Below are 14,867 nucleotides of genomic sequence, written 5' to 3' on the forward strand. Positions count from 1 at the left end.
TTATTTCACAATATTGTATGCATGTATATTTAATTAGTTTCATTATAAAGCAACATATCGATAGTAAATATGTGATTTTCCGTCCATTTTGTGAACAAACTAAAAATGAAAGCGTTTCCTTTATTATATACTAAAAAAACTTACTACGCTAGGGGCAATTTTTTTCAATCTACTAATCCCTCAAAAATTGATATATTTTTTCTTTTCCCATTAAACCTTATACAATTTTCAGAAATTATATTATAAAATATATGTATGACTTAAGGAGGCTTTGTATGAATCAAAATAAAAAAGCTATATTAGATCTTGTCTTTTATCTCGTAATCCCATTCCTCATTTGGAAATTTGCAAAACCTTATATCGATCCTTATTACGCGATGTTACTTTCCTCTGTTCCGGGGATTATTTATACACTGTATACCTTTAAAAAAGAAAAACAGTTTAACGTGACAGGGTTCTTTATTTTAATTACACTCATTTCTAATACAACGGTAGATTTATTATCTGGGTCAGCTGAACGAATGTTGTGGAATGATGCATATTATCACATCGTACTCGGTATTATCGTCATCTGTACAATTTTCATAAAAAAACCACTCATGTTATATTTCGCTGCGGATATTGCAGCACTGCAAGGTCATGACCGTGATAAAAGTCGTGAGCTGTATCGTGATAGTCGTATATATCCAGCACTGCAATATTTAACGTTATTTTTCGGGCTACAATTTATATTAAAAAGCTTTTTAAAAATTTATTTCATCTCTGTTTTTGGTGTAGATGGCTACGGTGAAATGAGAGCGATTATGACCGCTGTCGGATGGGGTATTTCTATTTGTATCGGAATAGGGTTCGTATGGGTGAACAATAAAATACATGCCGTTACGGAAGAACAAGAATCCGTGCAGTAAACAAAGATGCCCTAGTGTATTACGACACTAGGGCATCTTTATTTTGCTAGACATATGACTAAAATTTAACTTGATTTTTTTCTTTTACTTTTTACATTTCGATAAAACAAAGCAGCACTCAGCGGCATAACACCAAACCACTTATTCATAAATGGCTCTTTTTCAGCACGGCGTTGTTCTTTCTTTTGTTTTCGATCTTCTTTTGGAGCATCCATATACGACACAAACTGCTGCGTCACAAAGCGAACATAATCATTAGTAGACATATTATCATCACCTCTACTTGATTAGTATGTCCACTTTTTTATACATTAATCTTTTCCCTTAATTCATTCATAATTTGCTTTACAGACTTATTTGTCGTATCGATATGAATATGAGCCTCTTCATAATAAGCTCGGCGTAATTCAAATTTCGTTACAAATGCATCTATATCTTTCTTTTGAAATAGTGGACGTGTCGTATCTTCACGAAGCCTTTCTGCAATTACATGCGGATCACAATATAAATACACGACAGTTCCGTTCTCTTTCATCCACTTGCGATTTTCTGCTCGTTCAATAATTCCCCCACCAGTTGTAATAATGACATTATGGACTGGTAGCGAACGTAACATTTCGCTTTCATATTCCCGAAAAGCCATTTCGCCTTCTTCGGCAAAAATATTTCGAATTGCCTTCTCTTGCTTCTCTTCGATTTTTTGATCAGTATCTACAACATCCATTTGAAGTTCTTTACTTAACGCTTTTCCAATTGTTGTTTTCCCTGCTCCCATGTAGCCGGTTATGTATATAGATTTCATTTTCTGTCCTCTCAATCGTCATTTATTAATTGTTATTATAACGAAAGATGCTACTTTGTTTAATAAAAAAACGTTTTGTTCTTCATACTATGAAGAACAAAACGTAACATTCGCTTTTACTTATAAGTACCTCTTCTCACCCACTGCGTTGCAATCCATTTCTCGCCTTTCGTTACAGGTGCCCCTCCATGTAACGTAAGCTCATTTAGTGATTGATCTTGATAAAAATACTCAAAGTATACTGCCATTCCTTTTCTAGGATGTACAGAAAGATTTAATTTCGGGAAGTACGTTTCCCCGCCTTCTTCTACATCATTTAAGTACATTACAAGCGTACTAATACGATTGTTAGCAGCTGATCTACTATGTTCCGCAAAATAATCATAGTGTGCTTTATATTGTTGATCCACTTCATAATTTAAAATGTGCAATCCTTCACCATGCGACGCAGGAACATTCATGATAGATGAAATTCGTTTTTCAATCTTTGAAGTAAGTTCATTGTCTTCCAAAAATGCACCGCTACTTGTTCGAATATCATTTACATCACGTGATGAACCAACTTTAGAACGCTTCATTTTATTTTTAGACATTTCAATCAATTCATCACACTCTTCATCACTTAGTACATTTGCTAATACGACAATAAGAGGTTCTTCAAATTTTGAAATAATGTGTATTTCTCTATCTTCTGTCATAATCGTATTTCCTTTATGATCAAAAATAGTTTGTTCCTTATTTTCACCTATTTGATTGTTGTTTGTCATTTCCCTATTCTCCCTAAAAATAATGATTGGATAGCATGAATATATCATATTCTTTCTACCTTTCTCTTTTTTGAGAAAATTTAAACTTTTAATCATTATATTTATCCATTTCTTCTAAAAAATCAATTTAATTTACAATAGGAAACCTTGATTTATTTACATATATTTTACATATTATCCTTCTATCCAATCGACTATTTTCCCATCCTTTTTTCTATACCGAAAACCTACCGTATAGAAAGCTTCCTGTTTGAGTGTGCACTGCAACGTAACGAGAATTAAATCATTTTCAAAGACATAATTTCCACTCGCTTCTCCCTTTTCATACTGAAAGAAAAATGTACCTTCTTTTTCTTTTTGCTGTAAATCTTTTTTTATATCTGTAATAGATCGGTTAAGTAATTCATCCAATAAAAACTTTTGTTCTATTTCTATATAAAATTTTTTATCTGTAAACAACATATTTGTTTCGTATATAAAAAAAGAAGTTAATAAAATAAGAAAGATAATCGTTCCAGGCATTGTAAATCCATTTTGCTTTCTCATACGTTTATTCCTATTTCGCTATATCGCATAACTACACCTTCATATATTTTCCCACTAGTATCTTTCACATTTATAATGAGTACATGAGGTGTTAGTTTGTAAGAAACCGTTCCAATATTTTGTAAAACAACTTCCCTCCCGCGCCTATTTACCTTTCTTATAAGACGACTATTCTCTTTTTCATACGATACTTCACTCCCATTACGCGATCGGAATCGTAAAATACTTTCTCCATTTTCAAATGCTAGCTGTTCTCCAGATGATACTTCACGAAACTCCAATTGCATTTGCCCTAAATACACATCCCACTCCCAATCATTTAACCCTTTCGACTGTTTATTTTCCATTTCAATGAAATGTAGGCGGGGAAAGAGCAAAAAAAATATTGATAATAGAAACAGACATACAATCATTTCTATTAATGAAAAACCAAATTCTAATTTATTTTTTCTCCTACATAAAAGCATTGTTCCATCATTCTGTCTTTCACATCTCTCCACATAGTACAAACTTCATTGCCTCCCCAATATGTGTAATACACAATTCCATTTATATTCTTTTCTATTATTCGCTTGTCTTCATTTCCATACATATATATAGCTGCTTCTTTTTTTAATAATCCAGTTGCCTTATAACGAATTTGTATATTTTTTCTTTCTTGCATAACTAATACTGTTTGCGGTAGTAGTAACGATACAGCCATCATTAAAACACTTAACGATACAATCATTTCAGCCATTATGGATCCTTTTTGACATTTCACGATACGTAAATCTCCCTCTTCCAAGCTGAAATACAATTTCATATTTATAATTTCGATACGAAATTATAATCGTACCACCTCTATTAATATTTCCACTTGGATTATATGTCATCGGATTTGGAAACGTATGCAAATCAATTTGTATATCTTCTTCATACTCTCGCTTGACGATATAATACTTTGTACCTGACTCTTTTATAGCATACATATTTCTATCTTTATGCCAACGTAATGTATAGTGCTTTTGACGGTTTATCGCTAATTGCTGCATATACAAAATATCATTTGAAAACTGTCTCAAAAATTGTTCAACTTTTTGTCGCTCGTATAAGGAATGAACACTAAAATACGTAACTATACTTAATACAGAAATAGCAAATAAAACGAGTAACATTTCTAAAAAAGTAAACCCCTGTTGTTTCACAATGCCCTAATTGATACTGCGCCATCATCTGAAATATGAATAGATTCGCCATTCGGGCACTTATCAGTTGTAATATACTTTTCATCTGTCAGTTCTTTTAACGATGGAATTTTATTATGTTGTAATTGATATACTTGTATTTGCGCTTCTATAGATTTCACGTAAGCTGCACAACCTTTTCCTTGGACCGATGAGCGCTGTGTAACTACATTCGGAATAATTAATAGTAATAATATAGTTATGACAACCATTACTAATAGCATCTCTAACAGAGTAAACCCTTCCTCATTCTGCATACAAATGCCCCCTAAATAGAATTCATCATTTGAAACATCGGCATAATCATCGCTAAGTACATAAGGACAACGATTCCTCCAATACATGTAAATAAAATAAGCTGAATGATAACTAACATATGTTTAATTTTCCGTTCCATCTTTTCCATAATAAGATCGCTATAGTCACCTAATTCAATCCCTAAATTGCCGTTTGCTTGTCCATGCGTAATAACATAAGAAAGTTCTTTCTCGTAATACCCACTTTTAGCAATGATAGATTGTAACTGTTCTCCTCCAATTAATTGTCTTTCAATCCGGCTCGCTTCATATTTAAAGAACGGATGATATCTTTGCTCCATCATTATTGTTAAAGCTTCACATACTGATAGTCCACCATTTAATAAACCACTCAACTGAGTAGCAAAATAATGTGAATGCTTTAAAATAAGAAATGTTTTGATGAGGGGAATACGAAGCATAATTTTTACCTGTCTAATATGTGGAAGTTTCCTAAAATACAACATGTATAAAATACCTCCAATAATAACAGTTAAAATAGCGGTTAAAATAATGTAAGGTAGCAGTTTTATTGCACTTAAAATTTGTTCTGTAAGTAGTGGTGTATTAGAACCGAACGAACTATAAACCATTTCAACCTGAGGTAATAAAATGAGTTTAAAAATAAAGAGCATGATTAGTAGAAAAAACATCAAAAACATAGGATACTGCATTATTTTCATCATGTCTCTCCTATACTTATCTTTCTTATAAAGAAGTGCACTTCCTTGTTGCAAAGCAAAAGAAATATCACCATGTTGCTCGGCATAAAATAAATAACTTAACATGTCCTGATGAAACTTTAACTGATGAAAAGAATCGTGTAGACTTTTCCCATCTTTTAACCCCTCAATCATGCGCTGCAATTGTACTTTCTTTTCTACAGGTAATTGAAACTGTAAAAATTCTAATGCTTGTAAAAGAGAGTAGCCTTTTTCTAATAATTCTCCTAAACGTTTCAATAATACTACTTGATCACTTAAACTCCATGTTTTCTTAAACATAAACATCTTCTTCTAAAAAACCTAAAGCATATCCTTTTCGTATTGACGATTCTAAAGTCTCATGTTTGTAAGTAACACATTCTCCACCAGCTTCTTTAAGCGCTTGTTTTAACTCATATCCATATAGTAGCTCATATATGCTAGCCTGCCTTACTTGCCTCATTGATTTACATAAAGTTGAGCACTTTCCTCTGCAAAACGGACACTTCAATTCGACAAGTCGCTGTGCAGCTACAGCCAATAAAGACTGTTCAATCTCTTGCCTCGTTATACCATAATCCATGAAGCGAATGATTGCTCCTTTCGCATCATTCGTATGCAGTGTTGTCATTACTAAATGTCCTGTCAAACTTGCTCTTATAGCTATTTTTGCTGTTTCTTCATCACGGATTTCACCGACTAAAATAATATCTGGATCATGACGTAAAATAGCCTTTAATCCTGTTTCATATGTGAGACCCGCTTTTTCATTTATTTGAATTTGTAATACATCGTCACTTCTTTTTTCAACCGGATCTTCAAGTGTAATGATGCGACGTGTTTTCTTTTTTCTAATTACCTCTAATAATGCATACATTGTCGTCGTCTTCCCAGATCCAGTCGGTCCAGTAAACACAAGTAGCCCCTGTGAATAGCGTAAAAACGAGAGTAGTTTTGCTGCCGTACTTGGAAATAACGAAAGATGTGATAAGGGCTGAACAGATGCTTGTAAATGAAGGCGAATAACGAGACTTTCTTGATATACTGTTGGAAGTGTTGAAAGGCGTAAATACACTTCTTGTCCATCAATTTGCAAATACAACGAACCATTCTGTGGCTTCCGTTTCTCGCCTATGTCCATAGATGCTAAAAATTTGAAATGTGAGACAAGTTTTTCTCCAAATTCCTTTTCAATACACTGTCTCGTCATTAAATCTTTTCCTATACGTAGTTGAACCGCTACATCCTTCTGCCGGGGCACAATATGTAAATCTGACGCTTGTACCCTACACGCTTCTTTTAAAATTGCATTCGCAAAAATTTCAATCCCATTCATCACTTTTCCCTCCTCACTATGTATATAGCATGAAAACATGCGCAATAAAAATTTGGACTTTTGTATTTTCAATAGAGGAAAAAGGAAAAATATGTTTGTGAAATTATGAACAATTTCCGAATTATTGTCTGAAATTACCTATACTCATGTTTATCTGTATTATAATGTTATTATCTTGGATAAAGTGATAAAGGTGGAGATCCTCATGGAACAAGCTTTAAAAATTACAGGTGTATTATCTGACCCAACTCGTTATTACATTTATAAATATATTTCGCAAAAACATAGTTACGTAACGGTACAAGAAATTGCAGATGAGTTTGACATTCATCCAAACGTAGCGCGTTTACATTTATCTAAATTAGAAGATGTTCATATGCTAAAATCGGAAACGAAGAAAACTGGAAAAGGCGGACGACCGAGCAGATTGTATGTCTTATCTGAAGATGTTATCCAATTACAATTTCCATTCCGTGATTATCAATTGTTAGCAAGAATCGCATTTAATTCTTTACTTAGTCTTGGTGCTGCTGGTGAGAAAGCGCTATACGAAACAGGAAAACAATTCGGAGCTGAATTAATGCAACAACATATGCAACGTTTAAATGTGAGTGAAGATGCTTTAACAGTGGAACAAAAAGTTCAAATTGCAAAAGAAGCTTTCTCAACAGCTGGCTTATCACCTGCATTTGAATTAAGTGCAGATGGAACAAAAATTTTCTATGATGTACACAATTGTCCATTTAAAGAAGTTGCTGTTCATCATCCAACTGAAATTTGTAACATGCACGGAGATATGATGAAAGGGATTTTTGAAATCCTATTCCCTAACATGGAATTAACTCGAAATGATAGTCTATTAGATGGATGTAAATCTTGTAATTATAAACTAACAATTTAATTTTTCATATAAAAAGAAGCCAATAATAATTGGCTTCTTTTTATATGAACGAATATTTACAATAGTAAGAAAAATAAACTATAATGAGGTGAGGTTTACTTTTTTTAGAAAAGGAGGGAGATGGCATGGAGCGCATGTTTCGCGTTCTCGGCTTTTGGACTGGAATTTTCTCGGTTATGTTTTACGTAGGGGATATGCAACCGGCCGCACTACTATTTTTAGGACAAACAGGTTTCTTCGTACTTTTAAGCTATTTAAAATTAACAGAGCGTATGTATATATACGTATTTGGGGCATATTTAACTGTTTTCTTCATAGGATTTACATACTACACGACATTCTTACTTGTGCCTGGGGCTGGACATTAAAAGATGGCATTTTGCCATCTTTTTTTTTAATTCCGGAATTTCCTAGTTGACTTATAGGTTTTATTACCTTATATTCTATATAACAGATTGGAATTAGGGGGAATCAACATGAATACACTGCTTGTCGGAATTAACGTTGCAGTCATGCTCATCTTAGTTGGCGTATTATATTATATGCAACGTAAGCATGTATCTTTTAATAAACGTGTATTTACCGCTTTAGGAGTCGGAATTTTATTCGGTCTTATATTACAATTTATTTATGAGCCAACTTCTAAAGTAATTATTGAATCAAATACTTGGTTTGGCTTAATCGGTAACGGTTATGTAAAATTACTTCAAATGATCGTTATGCCACTTATTTTAGTATCTATTATTTCAGCATTTACAAAATTACAGTTAACGAAAAACCTTGGTAAAATTAGTGGCCTTATTATCGGTATTTTAATTCTTACTACAGGAATCGCTGCAGCTGTCGGTATCGCTGCAAGTGCAGGATTTGATGTATCTGCAACCGGCCTACAACAAGGTGATGCAGAATCTGCTCGTCTGAAACTAGTTGAAGAAAGATTTACTTCTATTGAAAAGACAACAATTCCAGATAAATTATTAGAGCTATTACCTACAAATCCGTTTCTTGATTTAACAGGCGCTCGTCCAACATCAACAATTTCTGTCGTAATATTTGCAGCCTTTATCGGCATTGCCTTTATAGGTGTAAAACGAAAATATCCAGAACAAGCAGAGCTATTTAAGAAGATGCTTGATGCTGTATATGCAATCGTAATGCGTATGGTAACATTAATTTTACGCCTTACTCCATACGGCGTATTAGCTCTTATGGCAAAAACAGTTGCTGGTAGCGACATAAATGCTATTTTAAAACTTGGCAACTTCGTGTTAGCGTCTTACGTAGCACTTATCGTAATGTTCGTTATCCACTTATTATTAATTGCGCTATCTGGTTTAAATCCAATTCAATATTTAAAAAAGGTGTTCCCTGTATTAACATTTGCATTCACATCTCGCTCTAGTGCTGGTGCGATGCCATTAAATATTGAAGCGCAAAAAGAAAAGCTTGGTATTTCCGAAGGAATTGCAAACTTCGCAGCTTCATTTGGGGTATCTATCGGACAAAACGGTTGCGCAGGTATTTATCCAGCAATGCTTGCAATGATGGTCGCTCCAACTGTAGGAATTGATCCATTACAACCACAATTTATTTTAACTTTAATCGCTGTTGTTGCTATTAGCTCATTCGGTGTTGCCGGAGTTGGTGGCGGCGCAACATTCGCAGCTTTAATCGTACTATCTACAATGAACTTACCAATCGGTATTGTTGCTCTAGTTATCTCGGTTGAGCCATTAATCGATATGGGGCGTACAGCTCTTAACGTAAGTGGCTCTATGACAGCAGGTCTTATTTCAAGTAAATGGCTTGGTGAATTAGATCAAGATACGTACAATCAAGATGATACAAAAACTGGTGAAATTGCTTCATAATGAAAAAAGACGCTAACATACAATTGTTAGCGTCTTTTTTATTCCGTCCCCTCTTTATAGATTTTATCTTGAGAATTATCACTCTAAGTATTCTTCTAGTTGCTCTTTTAACTCTTCCTCAATCTCATAACAAGATTCATCAGCGAGTTCCCCTACTTTCTTACTCCCCAAAATGTTTGATTGAATTGGCATTCCTAAAAAGATTCTTTCACATTTCCAAATTGGAATATTATGAAATCCAATCAGCTCTTTTTCTTCATCTAATATAGCTATAGCAACTGATGAATAATAACCCACCTCAAAGGGATTCTCTTTTTCTCTTGCAAATCCCATATCTAATTCCATGTGTTTTTCTATGTATAAATGTGAATACTCTTTATGCAGTTTAAGTGATATTCGCTCTATTTCCTTCTCCATACATTGAATGTTCTCTTTTAACTCCAACGTAAACTCCTGTTCTTTATATTTCATTTTCGCCTCCTTAAACATAGAAAAAGAGAATACAATAACATATCCTCTTTCCTCAAATATATTTCATTATCTCACAGCCCGTCCTTTTCACAAATAACCATTTTGTTCGCACCATTTATGAAATTGTCCTACGTCTACTCCAACTAACACGATATCCTTTAGCTCTACATCAATGACTTGTTCTCCAATTACAATAGCAAACTGCGATGCTAATTTTGTCTCATTTTTCTTTACAATTCCAATTCGGTTCCGATGCGGTCCATCTTTTATATATGCTTTTTGTCCTACAATATCAAAGTTCAAAATTCTCACCTGTTATGAAGTGACCTTTGTCAATAGTTTTTCACCCATAATATTTTTCTTGATGGCATACAAAAGCTTCAGAAATAAGATCTATCGACAGTTAACCACTCTGTTATTCGTGGATTGGTTACCTCAGGTTAATGGTTCGTCGTTAGGCTCTTATAATCTCACTGCGTGGATCACACCTTTTCAAATTCTAATAAATAGCTTGTTTATCAGAATTTCAGCCATGCCAGAAGAGGTGAGTCATAGATAGCCAGACCTGTAATTCACTATCTCTGAAGCTCATCTATGCCATCAATTGATACCTTTGGTTTCTAACTATGAATGAATCAATCAACTTCATATCCTTCCCTCTTTATTTTCGGTGAATTTTACCTGTTTCTAATCCCCATATAAAACACCCCAGTTCTCTTGCGATAGCTGTAACGGCAACATTTCTAGGTTTCCCTTGATATATCATGCGATAATATTTTCTTTGTAACCTTTCTACAGCCTGATCCGCATAAGCAATCACTTCGCTTCGTTGCCCTTTTTGTCTTGCTTTCACTCGCTTCGATTTTAATCCGATTGTTCCTTTTACCAACGCATTTGCACATTCTACAAGAGTAGACCTAACGGTCGAATTTCCTTGTTTTGTAATCGAACGTCGACTGATTTTTTCTCCACTTGAGCTTTCGCTTGGTGTCAATCCTACATAAGCCATAAATGCTTTAGCCGTGGGAAAACGAGTGAAGTCTGCAATTTCCACATGAACAGTCATTGCCGATGTTGTATCTATACCTTTTAAGCATCTTAAATTTGCGATTGGTTCTTCGTACCTTTCACGATGAGATAATTCTTCTAATCTCAGACTGAACCGCTCAATTTTATCGACTAGAACATCATACTGTAATAGGTATTCGCCTAACGTTTCTTTGAATAATCCTTGTAGATCAAGATTCTTTAACCATTTCATATAAGCGATTGTCCAGCTTGATTTCCCTTCATACACATAGCCATGCCTTAAAAGGAATGCTTTTATCTGTTGTTTTATTTTTTTCAAAGATGTTTTAAAATCACCTAACATGCGGATATACTCTTTCACGGCAACATCCTCTTCTTCTGGAACATATACTTCTTTATAGGTGCCATTTGCTAAATTAAGAGCAATCATTTTGGCATCGAATTTATCATTTTTAACCATTTTATTTTTTGATGAACTGTACATTGTTGTGGGAGCTAAAATATCACAATCAATTCCATTTTGTTCAAGAAGATTATGAAGTGAATACCCTAAACAACCAGCCTCATATCCAGCTTTAATTTTTATATCTTCACCATATTTTGTTTTCAGTTTCTCAACGAATTTTTTTACGAGAGATACATTTGAAGCACATCGTGCTTCTCTTACAATTTCCCCAGTTGTTCCGTGTAGTGCACATAAGCTAAAACTTTCCTTGTGGACATCCATCCCAATATAGATTATATTTTCCATAGTGGCCTCCTATTATCATAGGGTATAACCCCATTCATAATGTTTTCATTCATTATTATGGGTTAAAATCCCTGACTTGATAATCTAGGAGGTCGCTTCATATTATCTCTTTTACTGCGCTCAAATTGGAAATACGATCTCCACCTCGGAAAATTTCCTTTCATTGCACTATTTCTATATATATATGACGAAACAATAAAAGAGTCCTTCCTTCTTTACAATTATTTTTTCTTTGTTTCATTTTTGTGATTGAAACGTAAAGTTTATAATAAAATACACTTGGAAGCGCTTTCTATGTAATTTTTTATGTTATAATATATAAGTAGAACTTCGTAAAGAGGGTTAAAAAATGAATACAAAAATGATTAAAAAAGTAATTGAAGCATTAAAAGTATATGGCTTTCAGGATGTATCATTCTGTGACAAAACGAGGCAATTTTTATTTCATAACGAAACCGATATTATGAGCGGCTATGCAGAAATAACATATAGTAGTCAATTTGAAAAATTCAACGTACAAATTCATCCAATTGAAACACATCACCAAGCAGAGTTACAAGAGATTGAAAGACATATACAAGCTTGTATAAGAAAAGTGGAATATTTAAACGCACTTCTTACCGGGCAGACAAAACTAGATGATAAAATTATTATTATGTAAAAAAAGAACGTGATCCAATCACGTTCTTTTTTCATTATACGTTCATCTTTTCCTTTAGTTGTAATCCTGTAACAGATTCTAATACATCCATCGATTCTCCAAATGTCATATCAAAAATTGTCTTGTCCTCTATGTATGAAAACTGTCTGAAACGCTTTTCTAACACCTTCACAGCATCTGATGTAAAGTTTGCACTATCAATGCCAAATTCTGTTTCAAGAAGAACGATCCAATCTAACACATGAAAACCTAATCCATTGACGAATGAAATCAATTTTTCTTCTGGGTTTGAAGATAAGAATACTTGGCGTTCCATCTCACTAAAAAGTTCTTCTCCTAAGATTTCAGCTAACTCATCATCATGTTCACGTTCAACAAGTTCTTCGTAGCCGTAATCATCCACAAGCTCTTCTACTTCTTCACTATCCTGACAAAGCAATTGACTAAGAAGTGCCTCTTTCTTAAATTCACTATTTTGTACGACTTCTAAAAAGCTCGTTTCCCATCCATTTTCTAATTTCATATTATGTACTCCTTTATATACGTTTCTTATCATCACTGTACCCAAAAGATCACTTTTATAACCTTTTAGGTAGTTACTATTATTTCATATGATTCATAACATAAGATGCAAACTCAGCTACATCTCCTTCAAAAATATTTATTTCTGGCAAGTGATAGAACGTTGTTTGGAGCGGGCTTCCTGCATGATATACATATATCGTTTTCTCTAGTGCAATCGCCATTCCAAACTCTGTATGGCTCCCATTTCCGCCATCTAATATAAGTAAAAATACATCCGCTTCTTTTACAGCATTTTGTTCTGCCTGACCAATTTCTCTTAATTGTTCTTCATTTGCTGCTTTTTCGTTTTTGGTCCAATCATATGTATGGTGCCATCCTGCATGTTTCAGTTCATTTGCTACGGAACGTACAAGATGTTTATTTTGGAAACCTGAGGCGATATAAAAATTCATTTATATACACTCCTTCATTATGTATAGGGAAACTCCTTTTTAGCGTTATTTGTTATAGCTACAATAAAGAACAACTTCAAAAAAAATCCCCATCTTTAAAACTTATTTGCGTTTAAATGATGGGATGCTTCATGGTCTTCTTTTATTTTTTGTTTTTTATAACTTTCATCAGCTAACATTTCTAGTTCAGCTGTTATCTCCGACTTTTCAAGCTCTCTTTCTTGCGAAAATTTCCTTGAAATATAAACAATAACACTACCAACGTACAACACAAAGCATATAATAAGTGCAGTATTTTCATAGAGACTTAGCTCCAACACAGTCACTCCTAATCCATTCGTATTTTCACGCCTCATTAATTGGAATTTCCCTATTAACCCATTTGTTATCCCGCTATTTGAGGGCAGTAAGACTCCCTCCTCAAAATTCAGTAACAGTAAAGAAGTTAGATGTGGGATGCACCCAACTGATTAAAGTTTCACTTTATTGTAACATAAAAATATCAATTCTTGGAATCTTTCACCCTACTAAAAGAGGCATGATTATTTCATCATGCCTCTGAAATATTTTGAATGATTGTTTTAATTGCTTCTTTTCCATTATATTTTTTTAGTGCTGTTTTATACTTCTCATTATTTTGATTTAATTCTTCGACATACTTTATAAGAGATTTTACATTTACATCTTCTTCATATAATACGGAGGCATATCCTTGTCTTTCAAAGGACTCTGCATTTAATATTTGATCTCCACGGCTTGCAAATTTCGATAATGGAATTAAAACCATCGGCTTTTGTAATGTTAAAAATTCAAAAATTGCGTTGGAGCCCGCGCGTGAAATAACAAAATCTGTTACCGCTAATATATCTGGCAGTTCTCCATGTACATATTCAAATTGTCTATATCCTTCTTTATTTTGTAAACTTTCATCAAGGTTACCTTTTCCGCAAAGGTGAACAATTTGATACTTTTTAAGAAGTTCTGGTAATGCTTCTCGAGCCGTATCATTAATTTTTTTCGCGCCCAAGCTGCCTCCCATAATCGTAATAACTGGCTTTTTACGTGAAAAACCTAAAAACGCTAAACCTTTTTCACGATTTCCCTTCAGCACTTCTTCACGTACAGGAGACCCCGTATATATTACTTTTTCTTTCGGTAAATGTTTCGCTGCTTCTTCAAATGTAACAAATATTTTCGAAGCAAAACGAAGCGCAATTTTATTTGCTAGTCCTGGCGTCATATCAGATTCATGTAATAAAACTGGTACTCTATTTAGCCATCCGCCAATTACGACTGGTACAGATACGAAACCGCCTTTTGAAAAAATCACATCTGGTTTTAGTTTTCGAATTCTTACATACGCATCCATAACACCCTTCATTACAAGAAAAGGATCTTTTATATTTTTTAAATCAAAATAACGACGTAGCTTTCCACTCGAAATACTATAGTAGGGAATGCCTTCCTTTTCTATAATCGTTTTCTCAATACCTTGGTGAGAACCAATATAAGAGATATCCCAGTTGTTTTCCTGTAAATATGGGATAATGGCTAAATTAGGTGTTACATGTCCTGCCGAACCGCCACCTGTAAAGACTATTTTCTTCATACGTCTCCCCCT

At 33.9% G+C, this 14,867-nt stretch carries 23 protein-coding genes; 6 read left to right on the forward strand and 17 right to left on the reverse strand.

Annotated elements, in window-relative coordinates; translation table 11 throughout:
- Positions 1-17: 17 nt before the first annotated feature.
- On the forward strand, positions 18-134 hold the full coding sequence (locus MHH55_RS15250; protein ID WP_003279814.1) for a hypothetical protein: 117 nt from the start codon (positions 18-20) through the stop codon (positions 132-134).
- A 141-nt stretch (positions 135-275) separates the two neighbouring features.
- On the forward strand, positions 276-908 hold the full coding sequence (locus MHH55_RS15255) for a VC0807 family protein (protein WP_001073111.1): 633 nt from the start codon (positions 276-278) through the stop codon (positions 906-908).
- 65 nt (positions 909-973) lie between these two features.
- On the opposite strand, the gene MHH55_RS15260 is transcribed toward MHH55_RS15255, so the two are convergent.
- The 10 genes from MHH55_RS15260 to comGA all read right to left on the reverse strand — a co-directional run bounded on the left by MHH55_RS15260 (position 974) and on the right by comGA (position 6,585).
- Positions 974-1,174 carry a YqzE family protein gene (locus MHH55_RS15260; protein WP_000106083.1) on the reverse strand — a complete coding sequence of 67 codons (201 nt, stop codon included), beginning with the start codon at positions 1,172-1,174 and terminating at the stop codon, positions 974-976.
- A gap of 38 nt (positions 1,175-1,212) precedes the next feature.
- Positions 1,213-1,710, reverse strand: coding sequence for a shikimate kinase (locus MHH55_RS15265; protein ID WP_078187083.1), 498 nt, complete (start codon positions 1,708-1,710; stop codon positions 1,213-1,215).
- Between the two features lie 116 nt (positions 1,711-1,826).
- A complete protein-coding gene (locus tag MHH55_RS15270) occupies positions 1,827-2,477 on the reverse strand; it encodes a 2OG-Fe(II) oxygenase (RefSeq protein ID WP_000183863.1) in 651 nt (216 codons plus the stop codon).
- Positions 2,478-2,651: 174 nt separating this feature from the next.
- On the reverse strand, positions 2,652-3,023 hold the full coding sequence (gene comGG / locus MHH55_RS15275) for a competence type IV pilus minor pilin ComGG (protein ID WP_001231316.1): 372 nt from the start codon (positions 3,021-3,023) through the stop codon (positions 2,652-2,654).
- Complete coding sequence (comGF, locus tag MHH55_RS15280; protein WP_000923101.1) at positions 3,020-3,490, reverse strand: competence type IV pilus minor pilin ComGF; 471 nt, start codon at positions 3,488-3,490, stop codon at positions 3,020-3,022. The genes comGG and comGF overlap by 4 nt, the downstream gene beginning before the upstream one ends.
- Entirely contained in the window at positions 3,460-3,762 is a 303-nt protein-coding gene (locus MHH55_RS15285; RefSeq protein ID WP_000829468.1) for a hypothetical protein, read from the reverse strand. The genes comGF and MHH55_RS15285 overlap by 31 nt, the downstream gene beginning before the upstream one ends.
- On the reverse strand, positions 3,755-4,210 hold the full coding sequence (gene comGD / locus MHH55_RS15290) for a competence type IV pilus minor pilin ComGD (protein WP_000813141.1): 456 nt from the start codon (positions 4,208-4,210) through the stop codon (positions 3,755-3,757). The genes MHH55_RS15285 and comGD overlap by 8 nt, the downstream gene beginning before the upstream one ends.
- Positions 4,207-4,506: a competence type IV pilus major pilin ComGC gene (gene comGC, locus MHH55_RS15295; protein WP_001178687.1), complete on the reverse strand. Its 300-nt coding sequence runs from the start codon at positions 4,504-4,506 to the stop codon at positions 4,207-4,209. The genes comGD and comGC overlap by 4 nt, the downstream gene beginning before the upstream one ends.
- A gap of 11 nt (positions 4,507-4,517) precedes the next feature.
- Positions 4,518-5,555 (reverse strand): competence type IV pilus assembly protein ComGB, encoded by a 1,038-nt coding sequence (gene comGB / locus MHH55_RS15300; protein WP_048519303.1) that lies wholly within the window; start codon positions 5,553-5,555, stop codon positions 4,518-4,520.
- Positions 5,542-6,585: a competence type IV pilus ATPase ComGA gene (comGA, locus tag MHH55_RS15305; protein ID WP_001013170.1), complete on the reverse strand. Its 1,044-nt coding sequence runs from the start codon at positions 6,583-6,585 to the stop codon at positions 5,542-5,544. The genes comGB and comGA overlap by 14 nt, the downstream gene beginning before the upstream one ends.
- A 205-nt stretch (positions 6,586-6,790) precedes the next feature.
- Here comGA and MHH55_RS15310 point away from each other — a divergent pair, with 205 nt between their 5' ends.
- The 3 genes from MHH55_RS15310 (at position 6,791) to MHH55_RS15320 (ending at position 9,357) form a co-directional block, all read left to right on the forward strand.
- Positions 6,791-7,486: a helix-turn-helix transcriptional regulator gene (locus tag MHH55_RS15310; protein ID WP_000434125.1), complete on the forward strand. Its 696-nt coding sequence runs from the start codon at positions 6,791-6,793 to the stop codon at positions 7,484-7,486.
- Between the two features lie 125 nt (positions 7,487-7,611).
- Positions 7,612-7,854 (forward strand): DUF2626 domain-containing protein, encoded by a 243-nt coding sequence (locus tag MHH55_RS15315; protein WP_000440716.1) that lies wholly within the window; start codon positions 7,612-7,614, stop codon positions 7,852-7,854.
- A 108-nt stretch (positions 7,855-7,962) separates the two neighbouring features.
- Entirely contained in the window at positions 7,963-9,357 is a 1,395-nt protein-coding gene (locus MHH55_RS15320) for an L-cystine transporter (RefSeq protein ID WP_001094345.1), read from the forward strand.
- A gap of 78 nt (positions 9,358-9,435) precedes the next feature.
- On the opposite strand, the gene MHH55_RS15325 is transcribed toward MHH55_RS15320, so the two are convergent.
- From MHH55_RS15325 to MHH55_RS15335, 3 genes are all read right to left on the reverse strand, one after another.
- Positions 9,436-9,828 (reverse strand): hypothetical protein, encoded by a 393-nt coding sequence (locus tag MHH55_RS15325; RefSeq protein WP_000875394.1) that lies wholly within the window; start codon positions 9,826-9,828, stop codon positions 9,436-9,438.
- A gap of 87 nt (positions 9,829-9,915) precedes the next feature.
- Complete coding sequence (locus MHH55_RS15330; protein ID WP_001008327.1) at positions 9,916-10,131, reverse strand: DUF3912 family protein; 216 nt, start codon at positions 10,129-10,131, stop codon at positions 9,916-9,918.
- A gap of 358 nt (positions 10,132-10,489) precedes the next feature.
- Positions 10,490-11,608, reverse strand: coding sequence for an IS110 family transposase (locus tag MHH55_RS15335; RefSeq protein ID WP_340880263.1), 1,119 nt, complete (start codon positions 11,606-11,608; stop codon positions 10,490-10,492).
- Between the two features lie 349 nt (positions 11,609-11,957).
- On the opposite strand from MHH55_RS15335, the gene MHH55_RS15340 reads away from it, so the two are divergent.
- The gene (locus tag MHH55_RS15340; protein WP_001093239.1) at positions 11,958-12,269 is read left to right on the forward strand and encodes a hypothetical protein; all 312 of its coding nucleotides are present in this window, start codon (positions 11,958-11,960) and stop codon (positions 12,267-12,269) included.
- A 34-nt stretch (positions 12,270-12,303) separates the two neighbouring features.
- Here MHH55_RS15340 and MHH55_RS15345 read toward each other — a convergent pair whose 3' ends face one another.
- The 4 genes from MHH55_RS15345 to murG form a co-directional block, all read right to left on the reverse strand.
- Complete coding sequence (locus MHH55_RS15345; protein ID WP_139362529.1) at positions 12,304-12,792, reverse strand: hypothetical protein; 489 nt, start codon at positions 12,790-12,792, stop codon at positions 12,304-12,306.
- Positions 12,793-12,871: 79 nt separating this feature from the next.
- A complete protein-coding gene (locus MHH55_RS15350; RefSeq protein WP_001012342.1) occupies positions 12,872-13,246 on the reverse strand; it encodes a nucleoside 2-deoxyribosyltransferase in 375 nt (124 codons plus the stop codon).
- A 95-nt stretch (positions 13,247-13,341) separates the two neighbouring features.
- The gene (locus tag MHH55_RS15355; RefSeq protein WP_001250699.1) at positions 13,342-13,602 is read right to left on the reverse strand and encodes a DUF3966 domain-containing protein; all 261 of its coding nucleotides are present in this window, start codon (positions 13,600-13,602) and stop codon (positions 13,342-13,344) included.
- Positions 13,603-13,796: 194 nt separating this feature from the next.
- Positions 13,797-14,855 (reverse strand): undecaprenyldiphospho-muramoylpentapeptide beta-N-acetylglucosaminyltransferase, encoded by a 1,059-nt coding sequence (gene murG, locus MHH55_RS15360; RefSeq protein WP_078187704.1) that lies wholly within the window; start codon positions 14,853-14,855, stop codon positions 13,797-13,799.
- Between the last annotated feature and the right edge of the window lie 12 nt (positions 14,856-14,867).

The sequence above is a fragment of the Bacillus sp. FSL K6-2944 genome (genome assembly GCF_038005385.1).
GTDB classification, from domain to species: Bacteria; Bacillota; Bacilli; order Bacillales; family Bacillaceae_G; genus Bacillus_A; species Bacillus_A cereus.